Raw genomic sequence first — 25,402 nt, forward strand, 5'->3', positions numbered from 1 at the left:
CGTTTAATTTTTAAATTTCCACCAATTTTTTATTATAATCATCCAATACCTCACTAGGCAAAGATTTAAGATAAATTTGAGTTGTTGTTAAACGATTATGACCAAGCATGGCAGAAATGGCTTGTAAAGGAACATCTTGTAGCATAGCTTGAGTAGCAAAACTATGACGAGACACATAAGATGTTAGACGCTGGTCTATACTACATTTTTTTGCAATCTCCTTTAAACCATTATTATATCTTTTACGAGCCCATAATACATCTTTGTATTGAAGTTCGTAAGTATCTCTCTTGATAACAGGAAATATAAAATCGGATTTATCCTTGTCCTTAGTATAAAATACAAGTATCTCTTTCAATTGGGAAGTGATTTTAATATCATAGGGCTTGGATGTTTTTCTTCTAAAGAATTTTATGCGGTTATCTATGATGTTTTCAAGTTTCAAGAATGCCATATCAATAAATGAAACACCATAAAGCATATGAGATGTTAAAAAATAATTTCTATAATGAAATAGATTATCCGTTTCTTTTAACTGCAACATCATTATTGATTTGATACTGTTTATGTCAATAGCCCTTTTTTCTGTAGGAGTTGTTTTTATTTTATAATTTGTAAAAGGATAGGCCTCTTTCGGTATAATTCCAGCCTTAATGGCTTTATTATAAATGGCTCTGATAGTTTTCATATAAACAGCCAGCCCATTTGTAGAATTTCCTCTAGAATAATGAAATTGCTCAAACTTTTTAAGGAATTCATAATTGATTTCGTTAAATTTTAAATCATTTCCTTGATTGAATTTTTTCAAAATTTTAGTGACAGCATAGTATGAATTGGCATTTCCATAACGTTCTACTTTATTAAGTTCTTCAATTATACTATTACTATAATCGAAAAATGAAGCAAAAGAAACTTTTCTAATAATTTTACTTTTAACCTGTAATATTGATAAAAAATTGAGTTCATTTTTTTCATACAACTCATTAATAATGTCTATTGCTCGAGTTTTTTCCTTTAATAATTGATTATTTAGTTTGCTTACTGAAGCAGTTCCTTTAAATGATCTTCGTATTTTTTCATTTTTTTCATCCCAATAGACTAGAGTAATAGATTTTCCTAAGCTTATTGAAGTAGTTTTGCGAAAATGAGTCAACCTTAAAATTATAGGATAAGATTTATCTTTTTTTTCCCTACGAGTATCTAAAGAAAGTTTTATATTTGTGTTCATGATAATCAAAGATAAAAAAAATTTGCACGCAATTTGCATGCAAATTGTTGATATCATCAAGTGTCATTTGAACTCAAAAAACATTAAAAGACTGATTATCAATAATATATAGTGTAAGTTGATTGTGATTGATGCTTGTTTTGCATCTCTGGCAGTCAAGAGGTCGTGGGTTCGAATCCCATCTTCTCCACGGTTTATAAAAAAAAGCTTCAAAAGTAAAACCTTTTGAAGCTTTTTTTGTTTCCAATCATGTTGAAATTTAATATTCCTTCTATTTGATGTTCTTTACTTTTAATTCATCTCACAGAGGTTCATCATAGTTCTTTTTATCATCAGTAAAAAGATAAGAGAGATTTTTCCTGTATTCTAAACTTTCACAAAATGTAAGGAAATGTATAGAGTGATTTATATGGATTGATCAGAAAAATAGGTATATTTGTTCATGTTTTTAATATGTTCACGAATAATGAACGATAAAAAATAATGAACAAAAATTTTACAATGACTGAATTAGATATTTTAAATAATGCAATTCAAAATTTAGAAAAGGATATTCCATTAACCTGGGACTGGAATGCTATTGATTATCATAAAGATATAGAAGTAGATGGAGAATTAAAAATAGTATTGAACAATCAAAAACTAGTGTTAAAGGTCGAAATCAAGAAAGATGTAAAGAATCACCAATTATTGAACATACTTCATTACAACACTAAATTTCAAAATTTCTTACTGGTGGCTGAAAAACTATTTCCCAAGGTAAAAAAAGAACTTCGAGAAAATAAGGTAAACTATTTAGAAGGTAATGGTAATGTCTATATCAATCAAAATGATGTATTTCTTTATATAGATACCAATAAGACAACCAAAACTCAAAAAGAAAAGGGAAATAGAGCATATACCAAAACTGGTCTAAAAGTTATATTTCATTTTTTACTTAATCCGCAATTAATCAATAACACACAAAGAGAAATTGCTGAGACTGCAAATGTGGCTTTAGGAAACATTCCTTTAATTATAAACGGACTACTCGATACAAATTTCATTTTAAAACTGAATAAGAATGAATACGTAATCAATGATTACGAAGCCCTTCTTAATAAATGGATTACAGAATTTGAACACACATTAAAGCCTACTCTTTTTAAACAACGTTATAGGTTTCATAATAAAAATCAAGATTGGAGAGACTTAAAACTCAACCAAGATAAAACAGTTTGGGGAGGCGAACCTGCAGGAGATATATTAACCAACCACTTACGTCCAGAGAAATTTATTCTATACACCAAAGAAACTGTTAAAGATTTGATGCTCAACTACAGATTAATGCCAGATGATGAAGGCGATATTTGGGCATACGACCTTTTTTGGAATAAAGAATTCATTGAGAATACAGCTCCAGCGGCATTAGTTTATGCAGAACTGATGATTGGCAATGACAAAAGAAGCAAAGAAACGGCTAACATAATTTTAAATGAGCACATTAAACCAAACTTATAAGGAATTAGCAATACCTTATTTTAAGGAAGTTTTTGATAGTATCGATAAGGTATTGGTAAAACTAAACGTGCCATATTACCTCATTGGCGCAAGTGCAATAGCTTTAGAATTATTAAAAGGAGGTTTTAAACCAAGCAGAGGAACAAAAGATATTGATTTTGCCATAATGATTTCGTCCATACAAGAATTCGAAGCTGTTGTTGAAGAACTTCTCAACTACGGATTTAATAAAGTAGAAGCACCTTGGACATTATATCATGATAAATTCAATATTGCCATTGACCTATTGCCTTTTGGAGAAATTGAAGAAAAGTTTACAGCAAATTTTAACGAGCGTTATACAGATTTACACGTTTTGGGTTTTACCGAAGTACTACAAGAAACTGAGACTGTGCAAATAGAAGAAAAGTCACTACAAGTCCCTTCACTGGCAGGAATGGTTATTTTAAAATTAATTGCTTGGAGCGACAGACCAGAAGATAGAGATAACGACCTCTATGATATTTTAAGAATTATAGAGCATTACTTTGATTTAAATTACGATGATATCTTACAGTATCATAATGACACATTTACAGAAGTAGAAATTTTTGACCAACTGAAAATTGCTGCACGAGTTTTAGGAAGAGATTCTAGTAAATTCATAAATGTTTCTGATACCATAAAAGAAGGTATCCTAAAGACCATAAATGATAATGTAGTGGATGTTGAAAACTCCGAGATTGCTAAATTTTGGGTTAAAAATAAAGATTGGGATTTAGAATATGCGGTTGACATTCTTGAAGAATTTCGAAGGGGGTTGCTAGATAAGTTGGAATAGAGGCTAAACAATTAATGAGGTTGCTCAATTGGAGTTGTCTGTTATAAATAAAATAATTAAATGCCTACAAATAAAAATTTTCAAAAAAAATAACCATTCTAGATGAATGTTTCTCTAACAGTACTGGACTATATACTTTAGAAAAAGTAGGTGACTTTTTTAAAGGAAATTACGCACCTACAAGTTTTTTATAAGTGCTTTTATGTTGAAATTTTTAGATTAAAATCACATCTTATCATACTCTTTTATCAATAACCACAATGGGTTTTCTGCTCATTTTTGGAAACTGAAGTTTTTGAATTGCATTCTTATCGTGAAATTCAATTCGTGGGAGCACTCTTAATTTGGCTCTAAAGTGGTCTTTGATTTCTTGCAATAAGGTGTCCGACGGTTGAGATGTTGAGATTTTTAAAAGAATTTCATCGGTACCAATTTCATTTTGATAAATTTCAATGATATAGGAATCGATGTAGTTAAAATCATTTAAAATATTGTCCATTGCTGGAGGGTATATGGTTGTTCCTTTATATTTGATCATTTGTTTTTTACGACCAACAACAGATCCCAAACGCATGGTGTTTCTGCCACAATCACATGCAGAATGATGTGCCATTACCATATCTCCCGTTTTAAAGCGTAATAAAGGCATGCCTTCAATACCCAAAGTTGTTATGGTTAATTCTCCTGCTTCATTTTCCGCAACAGGTTGATCGTTATCATCTAGAATTTCGGTAATAATCAGTTCTGGGTGTTGGTGTCCGCCTTGTAGCTGTTTGCATTCTGTGAAAGCCGTATTCATTTCTGTAGAAGCATAAGTTGAAAATAACTCAATGTCCCATTGGGATTTTATTTTTTCGGATAAAGTATTTAATGAGAAATCTTGTTCGCGTAATGGCTCGCCAATACAAATAGCGCCTTTTATTCCAGAAGCATTAACATCTATATCGTTTTGTTTTGCATATTCGATGAGTTTTAAAAGAAATGAAGGCACCGCAATCACATAAGTTGGCTTAAATTTTAATATCGAATCCCATTGTAGTTCTGGAATGCCATTGCCAACACGAATAATACCAGCTCCAAGTTTTCGAGCTCCTAAAAAATAGGCTAATCCTGCCATAAACCTTCTGTCCATGGTCGTCATAAGCTGAATGGTGTCATCCTGATTTATCCCCGCACAAGCAAAGGAAATCGCCTCGTTATAGGCCAAACGGTCTAAATCATTATTTGTTAAAGCAAAGGTTACGGGCTCTCCTAAAGTTCCAGAAGTTGTTACATAATCAATAATTTCTTTTTTAGGCACACAGATAAAATCATCATTATAGTGTTGTAAATCGTCTTTTGATGTGGTTGGGATTTTAGTTAAATTTTCAAGGGTATTGATGGTATCAACATCTATGTTATGCTTGTTAAACATGCGCTTGTAATAAACAGAACGTGTGTTTAAATAGGCTAAAAGAAGTTTTAGCTGATCTTCTTGAAATGCCTTAATGTCTGCTTTTGAGGCTTTTTCTATATTTGGAATCATAAGTTCAACTTCCTTTTTAGTTTTTTAATATATAAGTCAACATTCCTTTCGTCTGGGACTGTTGTAATCTCTTTGGTTTTTGCTGTTTTAAAGATATTTAAGGCGGCTGTTAAATATCCTTTTTTATAATAATATTCTCCTATGATATAGTACCCTTCCCAGTATTCCGGGTTTGATTTGAGTAAGTTTGAAATTGTCGTTGGGCTAACAGCTTCATCTTTTTTAATTGAAGATTTAATTTGATGACTTAGCTTTCTGTAAATCTCGTAATCCCGATACGCTTTAGAAAATTGAAACCTATCTTTCTCAATAGTTAATTCCGTATTCGCAAGAAGGTTTTTGTCAGGGTTCTTAAAAACTTCATTTAAATTATAAGCTACAAATGCTCCCAATTGATAGGGATTTGAAGAGACCCAAACCAAACGTTGTTCTGGTTTAAAAACAATGGCATGATGCGCTAATAACTGGTTAAGTGCTTTTTCGTTCCCGAAACCTATATTTTTGTTTTGTAAGCCTTCTTTATTTCGTAAAATATCTACAGCAATTTGAGGTGTTATTCTTTGTTGTTGCCCCAAAAGCTCCTCCATCCGTTGGTAACGGTATTGAGAATGACTTTCTATTTTATGTTCTCTATTTTTTTTATCATCTGAATAAGCGTCACTTTGAAAATGATTTGAGCATATTAACTGGTTGGAATTCGGGACATCATATATTCCAAAATTTTCTGGAGACACTTCAATAATAATGGCTTTTTTATCTTTTGCACTTCCAATACATATAGATTCGGAAACAAATACTTGCCTCTTTTTGGCAATGGTTATGGCTTCATCAATATTGGATGCATATTGCAATATTTCTCTATTTAAAATAGAAATTGGTGTTTTTGCTATTAAAGGGATTTTAGATTTCCCAGCATTGATAGTAACCGTAAGTCCGTGCTCGTTCATTCCTGAAACCACACCAATCATGCCGCCCCAGGTTACAGACATAAACTTGTGACCTTCCGTTGGGTTTACAAATGCTATGATTTTTTCTTTAGCAAAATCATCACCTGCATAAAAATCGAAATTTCTGCCTATAAGTAAGTGACCATCTTCGGTTTTGTCTCCCCAAGCGGCAAATGATGAGCAACCCACCAGCGCCAAATCTTGTAACGCATGCCCTATATCGTGAGCGCCATGTAAATAAAGCACCCTTAAATAGGGGTTTGCAATGTTGTTAAAATCAGATGAAGCATATTTTGAAAGCCCATAAATTTCTGCTTTAAATTCTTCAGGAATATGCAAATACATCTTTCGGTTAAACCATGCCAAAAATTTGCGCAATAGTGCTTGTTTTGTTTTTGAAGGCACAAAATCGTTGACTTTAGACAAGAAGATGCGTTCTTGTTTATTAAATAATTCTTGAGTCAAACTTCCCGTAATTAAGCCTCTTTCTAACGGATCGCCTTCAACATAAAGCTCCCATAACCCTTGTTTGTTTTTATTTAGCCTATTATCTCCAATTATAAATGTAGAATCAGAAGTTTTAATTCTTTCTGGGATAGCATTATTATACCCGCTTACATTTGGGAGATCGTGTAATGATTTAGAAATACCGCATGATGCCAGTAAAAAAACCAGCAAAATAACAGATAGACTTCTTTTAAACACGATGTTTTTTAGGCACATATCAACTTAAGCGATTTTTAAAGTTTTATGGGTTCTTTTGATGGCTAAATTTTCTTTATAATTCAACCATTTCTGACCAAAGAAATAACGCATGGCATTATCAAAATGTCGCATGATAAATACATTATATAGCATGGTTGCAAGTTTTTTTGGACGCCTAGGTAACGCTCTTAATGTCATAGAAAAACCCCCATCTAAATACTTAATATAGTGCCAATACCCACTTGGCATGTATAAGGCATCGCCATGTTTCATATGCACTTGAATACCTTCGGCATGTTTTAGTGCAGGATATTTTTCAAAATCCGGATGATCTAAATCTATTTTATCAATATTATGAATAGAAAAAGGAACTCTGTACAAGTATTTTGATTGTTCTTGAGGAAAAAGGGTGACGCTTTTTGTGCCATGAAAATGAAAATGCATGCTGTCTGGCAAATCAATATCGTAATGCATAAATACTTTGGAGTTGCCTCCACCAAAAAACAATGCCGGTAAACGCTTAAAGAATTTTAATCCAATGTCTGGATATTTAAAATCGTTAAGAAGTTCTGGCATGCTATCTAATATGTTGTAAAAGAAAATACGTAAATCTGTAGGTTCGGTTTTCAACAATTCTATGTAATCGTGCAATTTTACTTTTTTAACAGGTTCGTAAACACTTTGTTTGCCTGTTGCTGGTTTATTGTTGTAAAGCGGTACTATTTGGTCGCCCGAGCGTTCTTGGATATAATCTAGATTCCATTTTTTAAAAGCAGGCCAATCTTCGGTTAAGGATTCAATTAAAACAGGGCGTTGTGGTTTATAGTAGAGCTTGATAAAGTCTTCTTTAGAAATACTTTTAACCCGTGTAATTGGTGTTGTTTTAATATGTTTCATCCAATTATTTTACTGTGTTTTTTCTGCTTTATTAGCGTCTAATATTTTGTTTAATAGCTTTTCCATTCCAATAACCTCGGAACAGGTAAGTACCGCTCCAATAGTAACACCTAATATGCCATGCATATTTAAACTTTGCCCAGTAAGTAACAGGTTTTTAATTTTGGTTCTTGGCGATATAAAAGAGCGTAAAGGGTTCTCGGCATCTTTAACATAACCATAAATGGATCCCCTATTAGAGCCTATATAATCTCTATACGACAATGGTGTCGAGGTATGGATTTCTTGAATACAATCGCGGATATTTGGAAACTTTTTTTCTAACTCCACAATTAGTTTTTCTGCTTTTTCTGCTTTAAATTCCTCATATGTTTGTCCCCGATCATTTTTGTTTGCAACGGTATTGAAAGTGTTTGCCCAAGGCTCTACTTCATCATATTTCATATAGGTCATAACGGTCAAGCTATCTCCCCATTGACTTGTTTTTTTGTGAATCCCCATAGACATCATATAGCCTTCGGGCCAGCTTTCTTGCGTATAATTTTGTCCGTCCCAAATTTTATTGAAATCCTTTATGTGGTAATAATTTTTATTGTGATATTTAAAAGAATCGGGCTTTAAAACAATGTATAAACTAAACCCTGCTATGATACTTTCAATATTATGTATTCTATTGGCGTAAGCCTTTCTAAACTTATCTTCGCCAGCAAGTTTGATGGTAAGCTTGGGTTCTATATTTGATATGAATAAATCCCCTTTTATCTCTTTTCCGTTTTTTGTGAATGCCGAGCTGATTTTGCCGTCCTCAAAACCAAATTTAACGACTTCATGATGCTTAAACGCATCGCCTCCATTTTCTTTTAAGCGCCTGATTAATAATTTTGAAATCTGACTGCCCCCATTTACACAACGGTATGCACTTTCAATATAGGAATTCACCGTAAGTGCATGTACATAAAAAGGCGTCCGTTCGCCATCTCCGGCATATAAAAAATTTGTGCCAGCAAGCACAGCCTGTAATTTTTTGTTGGTTGTAAGACCGTTTATAAAATCTTTGGCTTTAAGACTAAAAACATCGGAGTTTTCGTAATAAGGTTTCCCATGTTTTAAGCCGTATAATGGAAATTTATCGCATACATCTTTAAGCTTATCGCAATACATATTAATGCCTGTTTCTTCTTCTGGAAACTGAATCAGTAAGTTTTTAATGAATTTATCATAGCCTTGTGAATGCATGTATTCAGTATCATCATCGTCAAAAGTCACAATATCAAAACCATCTTCATCTAATTTTTTTAAATTCAAATCGTCAATAATATTGAGGTATTTAAAATATTGATAAAGGTTTTGTCCTTCACTTAATCCCCCAATATAATGCACACCGGTATCGAATATGGTTTTTGTTCTCACAAAGGTTTGTAAGTTCCCCCCATATTGATTGTTTTTTTCTAAAACACATACGCTGTAACCTTCTTTTGCCAATATATTTGCAGAAACCAAACCGCCCAAACCACTTCCTATTACTACTACATCGTAATGTGTTTTCATGCTTCAATTAATGGTTTTGTTAAAATAATGAGGTTTTTATCTTTATAAGCAGGTTCAAACCCAAAATCTTTGACAGTATCAATCTGTAAATTTCTACTTTCCTTTAATAAAATGATATGATTTAAATCACTTTTAATAAAAGGCACAACATGGTTTTCTATAGAACTGTTTTTTAAGTTGACTATGAGAGCGTTTGCTGTATAATCCATCGCGTTTTCTATAGCATCTATACAGGTTATGTTACTATGGTTTGTAAGATAACTGTTTTTTAGGATTGTTCTATTTTCTGGGTTTTCAATATAAGCTATAATTGTTCTATCCGTTTCGTTTAAAGCCAGTAAACCATCCAATTGTCCTGCGTCTTCAGAGAGGTGCACAATACTATCTTTTTCTCCTAAAGTATTTAAAATTTGTTGATAGACGTCTTTATAGATTTTAATATCATGGCTAACGCTTTTGTAAAGTACATCGCCTTTATACCTATAATTATCCAACAATATTTTATGAAAATATGTGGCGTTTTCCCTTTCTTTTCTGAATTTTTTAAATTCAGTTCTAAAATAAGCGCCTACTTGTTTGGCGCGCTGTGAGTAGTTTTTGCCAAATTGTTTATCGTAAGGGGCAATTCTTTCTAGAATTTTTAAAGTGATATGACCATCTCTAATCATTGAACTTCCTTTAGGAATAACTTCAGAATTTCCATGGATAAGTACAGGAATAATATCCAAATTGAATTGTTCTGCAAGATAAAAAGCCCCTTTATGAAATCGTTTTATTTTATGGGTTGTAGATCGGGTGCCTTCGGGAAATGCCATTAAAGTATAGCCTTGATCTATTTTTTTCTTTAAATGGTCTAGTCCATTTTCAATCCCACTAGAAACGGGATAAAATCCTGCCAATTGCACCGCTTTTCCAAAAACAGGAGAATTATAAACCCAGTCGTTAACCAGAAATATAATTTTTGGATGCAACATTCCAATAGCTAAAATGTCTAAAAAAGAAGTGTGATTGGCTATAATGACAGCTTGCTTTTCGAAATTTTCATGGTGTTTGTTTATCACATTTTTAACCAAAAAAAGATGGGTATAAAGTACCGATTTCATAAATTTTGAAATTATAATATGAAACCATTTCATCTTTGTTTTCTTCGGAATAGGAATAATTTTTAAAATCGTGACACTAAATAGTGAGAGTAAAATACCGCCTAGACCAAAATAAGTAAACGATACTAAAGAGTGCACAAGTAGCCTTAATGATATGGGTCTTTTGGAACGACTCCCAATGAATAGTTTAAACACTAAAGGTTGAACGATAAAGGCAATAAAAACTGCGGATAAAATACCGATAATGCAAACCAATGAAATAGAATATAACGCCGGATGTTTTGCGAAAATTAAAACCCCAACGCCCAAAATAGTGGTTATAACCGACAATAAAATGGAGGTTTTGTGTGTAGCTAGTGCTTTCTCGCCTGTTCTGTATTCATGCAGTAATCCGTTGGTAATGAATATGCTGTAATCGATACCCAATCCAAAAATGAAGGTTGAAATTATAATGTTAAAGATGTTAAACTCTAGGTTGAATAGCCCCATCAGCCCAATTGTTAAAAGCCATGTTAAACATATTGGAATAGCTGTAACCAAGGTAAGCGAGGTGCTTTTGTAAAACAAAACAAGAATAATGAGGACAACAATTAAAGAATACCCAATCAAGCTGTTGAAATCGTTTTTTAGGTTGCCCAAAAATGTTTCGTTCATGTGCTGTCTATCAATAACCAAAACTTGAGATTTGTTTTTAAAAGCACTTATAACAGGTGCTGTTTCATTAACCTTAACTAAGGTCGTTATGGTTGTAAAATTATCTTTTGTGGTGATATAATCATCAACAGTAAATGTTTTTATGGCTTTAAAATCTTCACTTTTTATAGGCGAAAACGAGGTGCTTAAAAGGTCGAAAAAAGCGTTAAAGGTATGGGGTTTAAAGCCCAAAGCCTTCCCGCTTTCAACAATATTGTTTTTAGTATTTTCAATGGTGGGACCATCCCAAAACCTATGCCATCTTTCAATCTGTTGCTTCTGATGTTTGTTGGAATGGACAAAAGTGCCAACCGAACTAAAATTGATAATTTTATTTTCAGCTTTAAGTTGTTGTAGCTGAAGCAACATACTATCGTTTATGTGTAAAGCCTCTTCTTCAGAATTACTGTAAGCCGCTAAATAAATTGATTTTGAAGCACTATTGATGAGTTTGTCTAAACGTAATTGCGATGCTTTTAAATCGTTAGGCAAATAGTTTAGTTTATTTAAATCTTTATTGAATACAACCGTATTGTATGTAAATAGGCTTCCAATAAAAAGTACTGCAAGCACAATAATTGCCCATTTGTTTTTATGAATATTGTAGGATGCTATTTTGTCAATTACAGTATTTTTTTTAATCTTTTTAGGGCTGTCCTTATATACCTGAGGAATAAAAATCAAAGCAAAACAGGACGCTCCCAAAACACTTACTGCGGCAAAAATCCCTAAATCGTGTAACGCTTGGGAGTTTAAAAAGAGTAAGCATAAAAATGCTAATGCGGTTGTTAGACTGCTCATTAAAATAGGCTTGGTAATTTCTTGATACAGGCTTTTTATATTGTTGTTGCTTCTTATATGTGTTAAAATATGTAATGAATAATCTAAGGTAACACCGAGTAAAACGGAGCCAATACCTAAAGAAATGACCGATATTTTTTCACGTAACACATAAAGTAATGCAATTGCTAAAAGGCCGCCAAATACAGTTGGCACAAATAAAATAATGGGAACAGTAAGCTTTTTATAGAAGATGATAAAAATGAGCAATAGTATGGTTAAAGCAATACTAATGGTTATGCCAATGTCTCTTTTTATTTGGTTTGCATTGGCAACGGCAATTAAAGTGCCACCAAAATATTCGCTTTTTACTTTACCCGAAAAAATGCTGTTAAGTTCGGAATTTGTACGGTATAATTCTTTTGCGAATAAGGTGTTTTTGGCTGTTTCACTAGCTTCTAAAGCGGGAGTGATAAACAGTAAAATATGTGCTTTGTTTTTACTTACCAGAAATCCGTTTTGTAATGTAAAGTCTTCCCCAAAACTTAATTCTTGCAGTTTTTTTAAAGCTATAAATGAAATGCCCAAAGGATCTTTTAAAATAAGGTCTTTGGCAACAATACCAGATGGAGAAATTAAGGTTTTATAATTCTTTAATGTAATGGCTTCAATGCTGTCTTTTTGAATTTTGTTGGCAATGGTACTATAATCACTTTCATCGAGAAATAGTGGTAGGTTTTTGTAAATAAAGTTTATCGTGTTTAAAATAGCTTCATCGTCAACCTTTCCTTGTATTTGTTTTATATATGACTCTGAGTTTTTTGAAATACTATCAATAAATTGTGAAGCATATTGCGTTAAATCTTCAACCGAACCGTTTGGGTCTCGCGAGATATTTACAATAATTTTATCCGTAAAATTTACGTTTTTTAAAACTTTTTGTGCTTTTGAATTTTTAGCATTACTAGGTATTAACTTGGTAATGTCTTCTTCAAATTGTAGTCTGGAAGCTATTAAAAGTAATACTAAAAACAGTAACCCAAGCAGACCAAAACCCAATAGTTTCCTGGAACTAAAATAGAGGTATATATTATGAAAAACTCTATGCATTTGCTACTGGTGCTTTTTTCTTCTGAAAAAATAAAAACAGGACATAACTTATTATGCCTAAGGTTGATGCCACTATTACTCCCAAACTAAGACTTCCTATTATGTACGTTTTAAGATGCTTTAATACTTCAAAATTTTCGGTGATCTCCGAAAGGTTAAACGATTGGTCATCACCTAAAATATAATTCCCCATTTGTACGCTGGCAAAAAGAATAAAAGGAATAAAAGGCGGAAGGCTTATATTGGAAAACACAAAGGCTATGGTTTTATTTAATTTTAAAACGATGGCTAAAAAAATAACAATTAACGTGTGTAAACCCCAAAGCGGTGTAAGTCCAATAAAAAGCCCAAGAGCAATAGAAGACGCTTTTTTTCTTGGCGAATCGTTACTCCCAATAAAGTCTTCTATGATAAAACGCTTAATGCTTTTTTTTTTAAACTTCCGGTATAGGTCGCGCGGTTTTATATAAAAAAAAGTAAGGATTACCAACCAGGTATTTAAGATGCTAATTCGTGTAAAATCCCTAAACGGCCTGAAATGTGACACCCGTTCGGTTTCATCATATAATATTTGAATTGGTATATTTTTAACGGTTACACCATGCCATGCGGCTTTTACAATAACTTCAATTTCAAACTCAAATTTCGAGGTAAAAAATTTTAAATGCTTAAGATGGTGAATAGGATAAAGTCTAAAACCAGACTGCGTATCTTGAAGTTTAATTCCTGTTTCTACCCAAAACCAAAAGTTTGAAAATTTATTTCCAAAGCTACTTTTTTTAGGGACACTCTCTTGATTCATGTTTCTTGCTCCAATAAGCAACAGGTTTTTGTTTTCAGCTTTTTCAAGTTCGTTAATAAAAACGGGAATGTCTTCTGGAAAATGCTGACCATCGGAATCTATGGTAATGGCGTAATGATACCCTAAACTTTCGGCATGTTTAAAACCAAGCCGTAAAGCATTTCCCTTACCCCTGTTTTCTGGTAAATGAAGTTGCTGTATTTGCGGGAAATTTTTAAGTATTTCGGAAGTTGAATCGGTAGAACCATCATTAACGATAATAATGTTTTTAGTGTAAAACAAAACACCTTCTATAACTTTTCGTAATGTTTTATGATTATTAAAAGTTGGTATAATGACACAACATTGCAAATTATTTAGTTTTTGTTCTGTTGTACTTTCTCCCATTTCCCATCAAAATTATGACTAAAGATAATAAACCAATATTTATTTTTTTACAAAAGTCCCATTACATTTTAATGCAATAGTGCCATCGGTAAATTTAGTGACGTTCTTAACCCTAATGGTATTGTTTTCTTGAATTAGAGAGATCTCCAAAATTAAATCTGGATTAATATTTGGGTTTATTAAAGCAGTAAATTTCACATTGGAAATACTTTGTAAAAACAAAGTACTGTTAACTTGGGTTTGCGTTATTTCTTTGATAGTTTGAATCATGCATACTCCGGGAGTTACAGGGTTTCCTGGGAAATGACCTTTAAAAACATCATGATTTTTATTAAGCTGAATATTAACATGTAACGTATCAGGATCTACATGATGAATGTTTTTTATCGTATAAAAATCTTTAATTAACATACGCCTTTTTATAAATCGAATTGGTAACCAACACTTAATTGAATTACTTTATTCAATATTAAATCACCAACATCTGTGGTTTGGTAGCCATTGCCTGTATTTACATTTCTACCAAATAAGTCTGTGATGCCTTGTTTATAAGCTACTGAAACATAAACACCACTAGCTATATCGTAACCAATTGCAAATGCTACAGCAATGTCAACAGCTTGTGGGTCATTCACATTTTTATGGCTCAATAAAATATCAATAATTGGGGCTACTTGAAAATTAAGACCGTTATCGCCAGCATAAAATTTATTGTTAACAGGAATGGACAAATAATTAAGTTCAATTTGAAACTGACCGTTATTGGTGCCACTTACACTAAAATCGCTTCCTTGTTTAGAATATAAAATTTCGGGTTGTAATGTGTAAAAATCAGCAAACTTAAACGATAGGGTCCCCCCAATATGAAAGGACGTGATACTTTTACTGTTTCCACCAATATTATCCATATTAGTTAAATTGGCAATATTCAACCCCCCTTTTAATCCTGGTTTAATTTCTACTTGAGCATTTATAAGGTTGAAAAATAAGAATGCAATTAATAGTACCGGTATTTTTTTCATAATTGATTTGTAATTTGATAGTATTCTGCGAAAGTAAAGAATCATCTTACGACAGAAAAGAGAATAGTGACAATTTAATTGTTATTTAAAAAATCTAATTCGATTTTAATAGGTGATTTTTTGTGCTGAATAGAAATGCTAGTAGCAATTGAATCTTGAATGTCGTCAAACTTTATTATAATTTTTTCTTTTGTCTTTGAAGTATGGATAATTTCTGCCAATTCTCGTGTTGCATCCAATATGATATAATGGTTGTACCTGTTTTTCGTTTTAGATTGATACATCAAATACTGTTGCTCCTTTTTAAAAGCTCTATGGATTTTGTTGTGTTCTTGTGTTAAGGTTTCAAAATCGTGTTTAAGCGTATTGATTATAATGTTCCGATTAAGCTTTTCCATGATGTAATGGGTTTTTAAATCGCCGTTAAGAAGTTCGAAATCAAAAATTTTATTACCGAAATTTGTAGTAAACACAATGCGATGATTATCGTTTTTTATTTTTTTAATGATGAGCATGCCACCAAAAACATGGTCGTATGCATTTATTTTTGCCTTATAAACGTAATCAATATTTATATCTGAAAAATATGGATTTGAGAATTCTGTTAGAGTTGAATTGTATTCTGGCAACCCTTTAATTGTAGGGATCCCACAAGAAGGAAAAAGCAAAATAAAGAATACACTAATTATTAAAAACCTCATCGTTTACCATTGTGTTACGTGTTTTATTTTTGAAAACGATTTTAGTGTAATCCTGCGAAGGTTCAATCATTTTTACTGCTACAACATCGTATGTTTTTTTACTAAAAGTCAATTCAAATAATGCTATAAACTTAAGCAAACTCTCATTTTTTGGAACAAATTTTATAAGGAAATGGTCTTTGGTTTTAAAATATGAGATCGCGAATTCATTAGTATTAAACATGTTCCCTTTTACACTATTGGTAATGATATTATTGAGGCTTTTAAACATTTTATTAGACCCAATATCGATGTTACTTTTATCACCATCATCATTTATCAAGAGCTTATCATCTTTAAAAATCACGCTATACTTATATGGCGATGTGTATTCCCATTTTACTAAATCTGGCATTTTAAACACCAACTTCCCAATGGTTTCAATATCATTATCTAAAAAACTTAAATGTTTATATTGAATAAAATCACTAACAATGGTTTTGGTAGTACTGTCAAGTGCTATGACGTTTTGTTTAAACGTTTTTATTTCGTTTTCACTAAGAGGTTCTTGGGAAAACGAAAATTGACAACCGAGGAAAAGAAACAATAAAATAAGACTATTACGCATAAGCTTCAATATTAAATAAGGCATCAATGGTTGTGGGTTGGTAATCGTTCTGCTGCAAAAATAACAACAATTGTTCCAAAACGCTTATTGTTATTTCTTTTGAATCATGTAATAAGATAACCGCTCCAGGAGAAATTTTTCGCAGTATTCCATTTAATATGTTTTGTTCGTTTTTCTTAACTGTATCCAACGACCTGATATTCCATCCAATGACCAGATGTTTGGTTTCTTTAACAGCTTTAGAAATTGATGGATTTGTAACCCCATAAGGAGGTCTGAACAAGTTCATTTTTTTACCGATAAGCGCTTCAATTAAGGCATTTGTTTTTTCAATTTCGGCCATAACTTTTCGTTTTCCATAGAAATCAAAATAAGGCGAATGTGAATAGGAATGATTGCCTATGGTATGGCCATCATTTACAATACGTTTTACAATGTTTGCATGTTGCTCAATTTGTTTACCTGTGCAAAAAAATGTTGCTTTTGCATTATAGGTTTTAAGCAATTCTAATATTTGAGTTGTGAATTTGCTATTTGGACCATCATCGAAGGTAATAGCGATACGTTTTTCTTTACTGTTCGTTTTCGAATTATAGGCTTTTAAATGGTAATTCCAAGTGATATTAAAACTGCCAATAGTGGTTATGATCAACCATAGCAAAACAACAATGCCATAAGCAACTACAGGAATATTAAAATAATAATCACTAATTATTAAACTAATGATCAAGATAATTGCGATGGCATTTATGTTTTTAAATGTTAGCATGAACTGAGGAGCATAAAACTATGTTGTCGCCCTTTAAACTGGTTGTATAACAACACGTTTTTATAGTTTGAATGTTCTACTTCGTTAAGTAATAATGCTTTTGGAATTTTTTGTTGTTTAACGATGTTGGTTGCTACCCAAAACCCAAATGCAGAAGCCGTAAAAAACTCACCGCTAAGATGTTTGTAATGTATTTGAGGCGTGGTATTAAAGATAGAATTTTGAAGGTTCTGGTAATAATTGTCAAATCCATCACCATTAATGCCCAGTAAAACAGCGTCAATATCTGATGTAATTAAGCCGTTACGTTTTAAAAAAGCTTGTAGCTTTTCCTGAATTAATTCAGGCGTGGCTTTATTGATAATTTCAATGGCTTTTAATTCGCCATATGTATCTTTTTGTTTTGAAGACGATAGTGTAAAAAAATGGGCGCCTTCCCCAAAAGGTACTGTAATGGGTTTAGGCTCTAAGGCTTCAGCTTTCACAATATCCTCAATAAATTGTTTTCCCAATTCATCAACGCCTCCAACTAAAATATGGTTTGCGGTATGTTCATGCAACATAAGTTGCGCATCAACAAGTGCAGATTCAAACGAAACAGCACCATGTACATAGGTTACATTATAGCCTTTACAGTTTAACGTCAATGCAATTTGGGCGCCTACTGTATTATGTGTAGATTGAATAAACGATGTGGGCGTTAAATACTGCTCATCATTATCGATAATAGCATTCAGGAATTTTTCAGAATCTTCAATACAGCCCATTCCCGTTCCAGTAATTATGGCATCAGGGGTTTCCAACTGCGCTTCTTGTAACGCCATTTTTGATGCGGCAACACCCATTTTCACCCCAGTTGCCATACGCCTGCTTGCTATAGGGCTTATAAATTCTTTGTATTTAGGATGCATAGCATGCACCGTTTTTGACTCATGAGAAATGATTGTTTCCAAAAAACGATTCGAATCAAAAGTATCTTGGGCCGAAATTGAAGCCGCACTATTTATATAACATGGTTTCATTAGCTTTTAGAAAAAATAAGTGTTGAACAGTTACCACCAAACCCAAATGAGTTTGATAATGCATATTCCAATGGCTTTTTTGTCACTTCAGTAATAGGAATCATTTGCAATTCTGGAATAGCCGTGTTAAAATTCAAATTAGGAAACATCACATTATTTTGAAGTGCCAATACCGAATACACCGCCTCAATTGCACCGGCAGCGGCTAAAGTATGTCCAGTAAATGCCTTTGTTGAACTAAAATCGGGGATGGTAGGGCCAAAAATTCTTTGAATTGCTCTGCCTTCAGATAAATCATTGTTAGGCGTTGCAGTACCATGCGCATTAATATAATTAATGTCTTTGGGTTGAATATTTGCAACGGTTAACGCCTTTTGCATGGCTAAAAAAGCGCCCTCTCCATTTTCTGATGATGCCGTTTGATGAAATGCATCATTGGCATTGCCATAACCAGCCACATAGGCTAAAACGGATTTATTATTTTCTTTAACAATAACCTCAGATTCCAATACCAAAAAGGCGGCAGCTTCACCTAAATTAAGACCTGTTCTGTTTGCATCAAAAGGTGCGCAATCGGTGTCCGATAATATCATTAGGGTTTTAAACCCATTGATGGTAAATTTTGCCAATCCATCTGTTCCTCCAACAATGACGCGGTCTAATTGTCCAGATTTAATTAATCGAGCCCCAAGCATGATAGCATTTGCAGCCGAAGAACATGCCGTACTTATGGTCGATACATAATCTGAAATACCTAAATGGTCTGCAATTTTTTCAGTACTATCTCCTGCGTGATGGCTACTAATAAATTTTCTACTTTCAGGATTGGACGTGTAGTTTTTAAAGTGTTTTTCGGTCATATCCATTCCGCCAACACTTGTCGATGATATTAAGCCAGTTCTAAATGAACTAATATCTTCAATATTTGCATGTTTTACGGCTTGTTTTGCTGCGATGCATCCTAATAATGCGGTTCTGGAATAATTATGGCCTTTTGGTAAATTAAGGCTGTTTGCCAATTGCTCATTGGTTTGTAGTATTTCGCCAACTTTAATAGCATCCTTATGTCGTGTTTCTATATTAACTATTGGCGCAATGCCCTTTTTGTAATGTAAAAGCGAATGCAGGTTTTCTTCCATAGTGTTACCGATAGAAGACACAATTCCCATTCCAGTTATAGCAACACGATTTTGAGGCATATTACTTTGTTCTGTGTTCTGCAATGTAAGCTGCTAAAACTTCCACAGAAGCAAAAACAGCTTTTCCTTCTTTTGGATCGGTAAGTTTAATACCGTAATCTTTATCTAACATGACGATAAGTTCCAAAGCATCAATAGAATCCAATCCTAATCCATCGCCAAATAAAGTGTCATTATCTGCAATATCCTCAACACTAAAATCCTCTAAATTTAATTGTTCAATAATGCTTTTTTTAAGTTCTTCTTTTAATGCCTCCATTAATTTTCGTTATATATTTTTTTAATAAATTCTTGTGAATAGTTGTAATCTCCTTCTTCTGCCACAAGATACATAAATGCATGATAATTGTCATCATCAAAATCTACCCAACCACAAAGAATATGCTTGCTTTTTTCATTCTGAATTAAGCTTAAAGCATACTGTTCCATAAGTTTTTCATTGAAGTTGTTAGAAACAAAAAATGCGTTTTCCCCTTTAATTCGGTGTCTAATACTAATTTCTCCAATAGCAATGTTAGGCAATGTGTAAACAAAAACAGCAGGACTTGGGTAATAATTTTCTATATCATTAATAGTTTCTTGATGTCTTCTATCTGTATCTAAACTTGCGCTTTTATTGGAAAGCACAATGGCTATATTTTCTTTGTCTTTAGGGTTGATAGTGTTGTTTTCCAGTAAAAATTCAGCTGCAAGAAACGCAAGCTTACTAAGGTTGTCCATTTTAAAGAATTTAGGATACGCCAGCCCTTTTTCTTTATACACCTGTTTTGAAAATTTTGCGAAAGGGATTTGAGAATCTTTAAGCAAAACCGTGTTGCCATTAAGTGTAACGGCATTGTTTTTTATATGGCAATATGCTATGACGCTTTGATTTTTTTTCAACTGTTTATTTTTTTAAAAAGTACAGCAGTATTACAACCGCCAAAACCAGATGCTGTTTTTAAGAAGGTATTAATTGTTGCTTTCTTTTTCTTTTGAATAACATGTAATGGTACCGAAATCCCTAATTCATCAATTCCTAAAGAGGTGTAAAGCATGTTGTTTTTCATGGAAGACATGCCAACAATAGCTTCCAGAAGCCCTGAAGCACCCAAAGTATGTCCATAATAGCCTTTTAAACTATTTAAGGGAACGGTTTCTAGATTTGCTCTATTGAATGCAATGGCTTCCATTTCATCATTAAATACTGTTGCCGTACCGTGTGCTGAAATATAATCGATGGTTTCAGGTGTTATGTTTGCTTCTTTTATTGCAGACTGGATGCTTCTGTATAAACCTTCTCCATCTCTTGAAGGGCCTGAAATATGATTGGCATCGTTACATGAGCCATCTCCAATAACTTGGATACTATCTGTTTTTGGTTTTTGATTAGAAATTGCGACCGACGCTGCAGCTTCCCCAATAGTAATTCCATTTCTATATTTTGAAAATGGTTTACATGGGTTTTCGCTTATGGCTTGAAAAGATTGAAACCCTGATAACGTGAATTCTGAAACGATATCACCTCCAACGATAAAAGCATTGTCGTAATAATCATTCTGGATAAGCCGTTTGGCAACCGCAACCGATAAAATGCCAGAAACACAGGCATTGGATATGATAATAGGCTCGTTTTTAAATCCAAAGAAGGTTTTGATTCTTTCGCCTAAAACAGGTAAATAAGCACGTTCCGGGGAAAAATTATTTGTAGTTGCTAAGGCATCAATATTTCCTTTTGTAGTTGCTATAAGTAATGCTGTTTTATCAGAAATTGAAAAATCAGATTGAGAAATGGTGTCCTGCAAAGACAAAATCATCATTTTCTCTAGTTTAGTGTAAGCATCAATATGCCCTATTTTATGAAACGAATTGTTTAATTTTTCATCATTGATTATTGCAGCATAATAGGGTGAAGCACCAATAGTATTGTGCAAAGAAATCCCAGAATTTTCTTGAGCTATTTGCGAAATATTTGTTTCGGTATTAAAACCAAGAGGGGAGATAATAGTGTTTGCAGTAATAAAAACGTGCTTCATGATGTTTTTATATTAATTTGTTACTGTCTTTCCAAGCTTTGAAAAAAGGAGGAGATGTTAGCGACAAATCATTATTGTCATCTACAAACACTTGAATCGTTTCCCCTAAACAAACTAGATCTCCTTCGGCATTGAAAATTTTGTAGTTAAAAATCATTTTAGCCGCAGGGGTATTAATAAAGGTTGTTTCTATGGTAGCTATTTCGCCATAGCGTAATGGTAATTTATGTTCGCAACTTGATTTTACAATGGGTGTAACGTAACCGTGCGCTTTTACATCTAGGTATGAAATACCATGTTTTCTGCCAAAAGCTTCTCTGCCGTCTTCGAAATAATGAAGGTAATAACCATGCCAAACAATACCCAATGCATCCGTTTCATTGAAGCGAACCCTAATATCTTGAGACACCTTTAATGTGTTTTCTTCAGCATTTTCAAGCTTTTTTGATTTCATTAGACTTTATTTTTTTAAAACAGTTTTCATTTGGGCAGACATGATAATTTCGCCATCCAATCGGGTTAGGCCTTTAACCAATGTAACGCCCATGACTTCTTGTAAAATCTCAACTTCTGTTTCAAGTTGTGTATTAACCTTTGGAAGTTTTTCAATAACCACTCCTTTTATAGCCCCAATATAACCTTCTGGTGCTGGTCTATTTTTAATATAAAAATGGTAGCCAGTATAAAGCGCAACGGTTTGTGCCATATGTTCTATTAAGCCCGGTTCTGTTAGGTAGCCATCTTGCACAAACATATTAGTATCTAAAATGGTTAATCCAGACATGACTTTAGATGCGTCAAAATACAACAAAGCATCTACCATTACAATTGGAGGGCGTTGTGGTATCAGTTTAAGGATAATGCTTTGGTCGGTTATTTTTTCTTTAAGTAAGTTCATGCGTTTGCTAGTCTTTTAAATCGTTCCAAAAATCAAAATAATTAAACCATTGTAACGGATATTTCTTAAGCATCCATTCTAAACTTTCGGTATAAGATTTTAATAATGCTGCAGGGTCTCGATGTTTTACTTTGGCGGTTCTTGCATAAAGGTGGTAATGCTTATTAGTTTCTTTCATAACATACACAAAAATAACAGGCACTTTTAATCGGGATCCTAAAAGAAATGGGCCCGCAGGAAATTTTGCTTCTTTACCTAACAGGGTATGTGTCATCGATTTAGTTTCTTTAATATATCTGTCGCCAGTTATACAAATAATTTCATTTCTTGAAAGTGCTGCATTTATTTCGAAGATATGGGAAAGGTCTTCTTTTATAATAATAAACTTAATGCTTGATTTTGTTGTTACGCTTTCAATATAGGCTTTTATATCGCTATGTTCGGCATCTGTTGTAAGTAAACTAATGGTGACGTTTTCTTCTAATTCATTTAAAAAATACTCGGCTATTTCGAAATTCCCGACATGGGCACTAATAAGGATACCGCCCTTTTTTGCTTGGAGTATGTTTTGTAGTTTTTCAATACCATCAAAATGATAAGAAAATTTGTTTCTTAAACCAGAAGAAATTGCAATTTTATCGATAATGGTCTGTCCAAAAACATAGTAGCTTTTGTAAACACTAAAAACGCTTTTAAGTATTGAGTACTGTTGCCTGTTACGAAGGTAATTATAAATAGATTTGGTACTGTTTTTAGCAAAAAAACAAAAGTAAAAAGCAACAAAAACGAGTACAAAATAGGCAACAGGTAAGCCGAGTTTTTTAATACAAAAAACAAATATTTTATATCCTAAAACTGAACCTCTGGATTTTCCTTCCCATTCCGTAGCCATTCAATTTTAGTAGATATTTAGCTTAATTTATTTTCAATGAGGTCATAAAAATTTTGAAGTGTTACCACATTTACAAAATCTTCTCCAACTAATTTTACTCCAAAATTTGATTCGATAGCAACTACCAAATCCACAAAATCTAAACTATCAAGTTCAAGGGTTTCCTTTAAATTTGCTTCAGGTAAAATATCATCTGCTTCAACTTCAAACTCATCTATAAGAAAGTTGTTTATTTTTTCAACAATAACTTCTTTGTCCATAAGGGTGCTATATTTTTTTTATTATCAATGCTGAATTTGTTCCTCCAAATCCAAAAGAATTGGACAAAAATACATCAATTTTTTTATCTGTCGTTTTGCTTACTAAATTTAATTTAGCAGCATCATCATCAGGGTTTTCCAAATTTATATTAGGAGCAATAAAGGAATGTTGCATCATGAGCATTGAGTATATAACTTCGCTGGCCCCTGCCATCCAACATTCGTGTCCTGTCATGGATTTTGTAGAACTCACATAAGGGCCGTTTTCTCCAAAAACATCAAATATCGCTTTGGCTTCGTTTGAATCGCCAACAGGTGTTGAGGTGGCATGCGCATTAACATAATCAATACTATTAACGGGGATATTTGCTTGTTTGATAGCTTTTTTCATGGCGCGCGAAGGCCCATCTACATTTGGAGTGGAAATATGCTCTCCGTTTGACGAAAAACCATATCCAATAATTTCGCCTAAAATAGGAGCTCCTCTTTTTATTGCAGATTCATAACTTTCTACAATAAGTGTTGCCCCACCACCACTTGGTATGAGCCCATCGCGGTTTTTATCGAAAGGACGCGACGCTTTTTCTGGTTGTTCTACGTTTGCGGAAAATACGCCCAAACCATCAAAACTTCCCATGGCGAGTTCGTTAATTTCTTGTGCTCCACCACAAATAATACAATCTTGAAGCCCGCTTTTTATTAGTTGATACGCCATGCCAATAGCATGAGAACCACTTGCACAGGCTGCACTTATTGTAAAATTAATTCCTGTTAGTTTAAATATGGTCGATAAATTCATGGTTACAGAAGAATTCATGCCTTTAAAAATAGAGCCAGAACCAACTAATGTGGTGTCTTTTTTCTCTCTAATAATATCAACAGCTTCAATAACAGATTTTGCGGTGCTATCGTTGCCATAAAGGATACCTACTTCATTTGCATCTAAAAAATCTTGCGTGATTTTTGCATTCTCCAATGCTTCGATGGTTGCCATATAAGCATATGTACCTTCCTCGCCTAAACTAATGCGTTGCCTTCTGGTTAAAAGTTTTTTTAATTCAGGGGGTTCTACCATACCTGTTAAACAGGAACGGTAACCAAAAGGTTTTCTTTTTTCATCAAAGATAATTCCAGAGGCTCCGTTATAAAGAGACGCTTTTACTTCCTCCAGATTTTTACCTATACAAGAATATATTCCCATACCAGTTATCACCACTCTTCCCATTTCCGTAACTTTATTTAAGAGTAAATACCTCCATTAATATTTATGACCTCACCTGTTATGTATGCTGCTTTTTCAGACGCTAAAAAGGACACTAAATGTGCAACTTCTTCAGGGTTTCCAAAACGATTGGCAGGGACTAATTTTTTTAATTCTTTTTCATTTAACTCGCCTGTCATATCGGTTTTAATAAACCCTGGAGCTACTGCGTTAACGGTAATATTGCGTTTTGCTATTTCTTGAGCCAAAGCTTTTGTTGCTCCTATTACAGCACCTTTTGCTGCCGAATAATTAGTTTGACCAGGTGTGCCTTTAAGACCTGATAAAGACACAATATTAATAATGCGTCCGTATTTTTGGACTAGCAATTTCTGAATCAAATGATTTGTGACATTAAAGAACCCATTAAGGCTGGTATTAACAACATTATTCCAGTCTTCGGATGTCATCCACATAAACAAACCGTCTTTTGTAATCCCAGCATTGTTAACGATGACTTCAATAATTGCTTCTTTATTTTTTTCTTGCCAGTTATCTAAAACAGATCTCACTTCTTCATTATTTACAACATCAAATTGTAACAATTCCCCTGTTCCACCTGCTGCTTCAACTGCTTTTAAAGTATCTAAAGCGGCTTGCTTATTACTGTGATAATTTATTAAAATAGTATAACCGGTATCTTTGGCCAGTTGGATGCAAATTGCTTTGCCAATTCCTCTTGAACCTCCTGTAACTAAAGCGTATTTCATT

At 33.2% G+C, this 25,402-nt stretch carries 25 protein-coding genes; 2 read left to right on the forward strand and 23 right to left on the reverse strand.

Annotated features, from left to right (window positions below):
- Positions 1–10 precede the first annotated feature (10 nt).
- The gene (locus ABXQ82_RS00445; protein ID WP_367053407.1) at positions 11–1,228 is read right to left on the reverse strand and encodes a site-specific integrase; all 1,218 of its coding nucleotides are present in this window, start codon (positions 1,226–1,228) and stop codon (positions 11–13) included.
- 501 nt (positions 1,229–1,729) lie between these two features.
- On the opposite strand from ABXQ82_RS00445, the gene ABXQ82_RS00450 reads away from it, so the two are divergent.
- Entirely contained in the window at positions 1,730–2,728 is a 999-nt protein-coding gene (locus tag ABXQ82_RS00450) for a type IV toxin-antitoxin system AbiEi family antitoxin (protein WP_367053409.1), read from the forward strand.
- Positions 2,703–3,548, forward strand: a complete 846-nt coding sequence (locus tag ABXQ82_RS00455) for a nucleotidyl transferase AbiEii/AbiGii toxin family protein (RefSeq protein WP_367053410.1) — start codon at positions 2,703–2,705, stop codon at positions 3,546–3,548. The genes ABXQ82_RS00450 and ABXQ82_RS00455 overlap by 26 nt, the downstream gene beginning before the upstream one ends.
- Positions 3,549–3,783: 235 nt before the next feature.
- Here ABXQ82_RS00455 and ABXQ82_RS00460 read toward each other — a convergent pair whose 3' ends face one another.
- The 22 genes from ABXQ82_RS00460 to fabG all read right to left on the reverse strand — a co-directional run bounded on the left by ABXQ82_RS00460 (position 3,784) and on the right by fabG (position 25,401).
- Positions 3,784–5,073: an AMP-binding protein gene (locus tag ABXQ82_RS00460; protein WP_367053412.1), complete on the reverse strand. Its 1,290-nt coding sequence runs from the start codon at positions 5,071–5,073 to the stop codon at positions 3,784–3,786.
- The gene (locus tag ABXQ82_RS00465; protein ID WP_367053414.1) at positions 5,070–6,743 is read right to left on the reverse strand and encodes a C45 family peptidase; all 1,674 of its coding nucleotides are present in this window, start codon (positions 6,741–6,743) and stop codon (positions 5,070–5,072) included. Before ABXQ82_RS00465 ends, ABXQ82_RS00460 begins: the two co-directional genes overlap by 4 nt.
- Positions 6,744–6,749: 6 nt before the next feature.
- A complete protein-coding gene (locus tag ABXQ82_RS00470; RefSeq protein ID WP_367053415.1) occupies positions 6,750–7,622 on the reverse strand; it encodes a cupin-like domain-containing protein in 873 nt (290 codons plus the stop codon).
- Between the two features lie 9 nt (positions 7,623–7,631).
- Positions 7,632–9,170 (reverse strand): NAD(P)/FAD-dependent oxidoreductase, encoded by a 1,539-nt coding sequence (locus ABXQ82_RS00475; protein WP_367053417.1) that lies wholly within the window; start codon positions 9,168–9,170, stop codon positions 7,632–7,634.
- A complete protein-coding gene (locus ABXQ82_RS00480; protein ID WP_367053418.1) occupies positions 9,167–12,856 on the reverse strand; it encodes a 1-acyl-sn-glycerol-3-phosphate acyltransferase in 3,690 nt (1,229 codons plus the stop codon). The genes ABXQ82_RS00475 and ABXQ82_RS00480 overlap by 4 nt, the downstream gene beginning before the upstream one ends.
- Positions 12,849–14,045 (reverse strand): DUF2062 domain-containing protein, encoded by a 1,197-nt coding sequence (locus ABXQ82_RS00485; protein WP_367053420.1) that lies wholly within the window; start codon positions 14,043–14,045, stop codon positions 12,849–12,851. Before ABXQ82_RS00485 ends, ABXQ82_RS00480 begins: the two co-directional genes overlap by 8 nt.
- Positions 14,046–14,084: 39 nt before the next feature.
- Positions 14,085–14,456: a 3-hydroxyacyl-ACP dehydratase gene (locus tag ABXQ82_RS00490; protein ID WP_367053422.1), complete on the reverse strand. Its 372-nt coding sequence runs from the start codon at positions 14,454–14,456 to the stop codon at positions 14,085–14,087.
- 8 nt (positions 14,457–14,464) lie between these two features.
- The gene (locus ABXQ82_RS00495; protein ID WP_367053423.1) at positions 14,465–15,067 is read right to left on the reverse strand and encodes an outer membrane beta-barrel protein; all 603 of its coding nucleotides are present in this window, start codon (positions 15,065–15,067) and stop codon (positions 14,465–14,467) included.
- Between the two features lie 74 nt (positions 15,068–15,141).
- On the reverse strand, positions 15,142–15,768 hold the full coding sequence (locus ABXQ82_RS00500) for a hypothetical protein (protein WP_367053425.1): 627 nt from the start codon (positions 15,766–15,768) through the stop codon (positions 15,142–15,144).
- Complete coding sequence (locus ABXQ82_RS00505) at positions 15,749–16,375, reverse strand: outer membrane lipoprotein carrier protein LolA (RefSeq protein WP_367053426.1); 627 nt, start codon at positions 16,373–16,375, stop codon at positions 15,749–15,751. The genes ABXQ82_RS00500 and ABXQ82_RS00505 overlap by 20 nt, the downstream gene beginning before the upstream one ends.
- A complete protein-coding gene (locus tag ABXQ82_RS00510) occupies positions 16,368–17,144 on the reverse strand; it encodes a polysaccharide deacetylase family protein (protein ID WP_367053428.1) in 777 nt (258 codons plus the stop codon). Before ABXQ82_RS00510 ends, ABXQ82_RS00505 begins: the two co-directional genes overlap by 8 nt.
- The gene (locus ABXQ82_RS00515) at positions 17,138–18,166 is read right to left on the reverse strand and encodes a beta-ketoacyl synthase chain length factor (RefSeq protein ID WP_367053430.1); all 1,029 of its coding nucleotides are present in this window, start codon (positions 18,164–18,166) and stop codon (positions 17,138–17,140) included. Before ABXQ82_RS00515 ends, ABXQ82_RS00510 begins: the two co-directional genes overlap by 7 nt.
- Positions 18,166–19,365 (reverse strand): beta-ketoacyl-[acyl-carrier-protein] synthase family protein, encoded by a 1,200-nt coding sequence (locus tag ABXQ82_RS00520; protein ID WP_367053431.1) that lies wholly within the window; start codon positions 19,363–19,365, stop codon positions 18,166–18,168. Before ABXQ82_RS00520 ends, ABXQ82_RS00515 begins: the two co-directional genes overlap by 1 nt.
- A gap of 1 nt (position 19,366) precedes the next feature.
- Positions 19,367–19,624, reverse strand: a complete 258-nt coding sequence (locus ABXQ82_RS00525) for a phosphopantetheine-binding protein (protein ID WP_367053433.1) — start codon at positions 19,622–19,624, stop codon at positions 19,367–19,369.
- A complete protein-coding gene (locus ABXQ82_RS00530; protein ID WP_367053434.1) occupies positions 19,624–20,247 on the reverse strand; it encodes a 3-oxoacyl-ACP synthase in 624 nt (207 codons plus the stop codon). The genes ABXQ82_RS00525 and ABXQ82_RS00530 overlap by 1 nt, the downstream gene beginning before the upstream one ends.
- On the reverse strand, positions 20,244–21,380 hold the full coding sequence (locus ABXQ82_RS00535; RefSeq protein ID WP_367053436.1) for a beta-ketoacyl synthase N-terminal-like domain-containing protein: 1,137 nt from the start codon (positions 21,378–21,380) through the stop codon (positions 20,244–20,246). Before ABXQ82_RS00535 ends, ABXQ82_RS00530 begins: the two co-directional genes overlap by 4 nt.
- 7 nt (positions 21,381–21,387) lie before the next feature.
- On the reverse strand, positions 21,388–21,834 hold the full coding sequence (locus tag ABXQ82_RS00540; RefSeq protein WP_367053438.1) for an acyl-CoA thioesterase: 447 nt from the start codon (positions 21,832–21,834) through the stop codon (positions 21,388–21,390).
- Between the two features lie 6 nt (positions 21,835–21,840).
- Positions 21,841–22,278 (reverse strand): hypothetical protein, encoded by a 438-nt coding sequence (locus ABXQ82_RS00545; RefSeq protein WP_367053439.1) that lies wholly within the window; start codon positions 22,276–22,278, stop codon positions 21,841–21,843.
- A 7-nt stretch (positions 22,279–22,285) separates the two neighbouring features.
- On the reverse strand, positions 22,286–23,170 hold the full coding sequence (locus tag ABXQ82_RS00550; RefSeq protein WP_367053441.1) for a lipid A biosynthesis acyltransferase: 885 nt from the start codon (positions 23,168–23,170) through the stop codon (positions 22,286–22,288).
- A gap of 17 nt (positions 23,171–23,187) precedes the next feature.
- Positions 23,188–23,430 carry a phosphopantetheine-binding protein gene (locus ABXQ82_RS00555; protein ID WP_367053442.1) on the reverse strand — a complete coding sequence of 81 codons (243 nt, stop codon included), beginning with the start codon at positions 23,428–23,430 and terminating at the stop codon, positions 23,188–23,190.
- Between the two features lie 7 nt (positions 23,431–23,437).
- Positions 23,438–24,655 (reverse strand): beta-ketoacyl-[acyl-carrier-protein] synthase family protein, encoded by a 1,218-nt coding sequence (locus ABXQ82_RS00560; protein ID WP_367053444.1) that lies wholly within the window; start codon positions 24,653–24,655, stop codon positions 23,438–23,440.
- Positions 24,656–24,669: 14 nt separating this feature from the next.
- Positions 24,670–25,401, reverse strand: a complete 732-nt coding sequence (gene fabG, locus ABXQ82_RS00565; protein WP_367053446.1) for a 3-oxoacyl-ACP reductase FabG — start codon at positions 25,399–25,401, stop codon at positions 24,670–24,672.
- Position 25,402: the final 1 nt, after the last annotated feature.

The organism is Algibacter sp. 2305UL17-15, assembly GCF_040720935.1.
In the GTDB taxonomy this organism is placed as follows: Bacteria; Bacteroidota; Bacteroidia; order Flavobacteriales; family Flavobacteriaceae; genus Jejuia.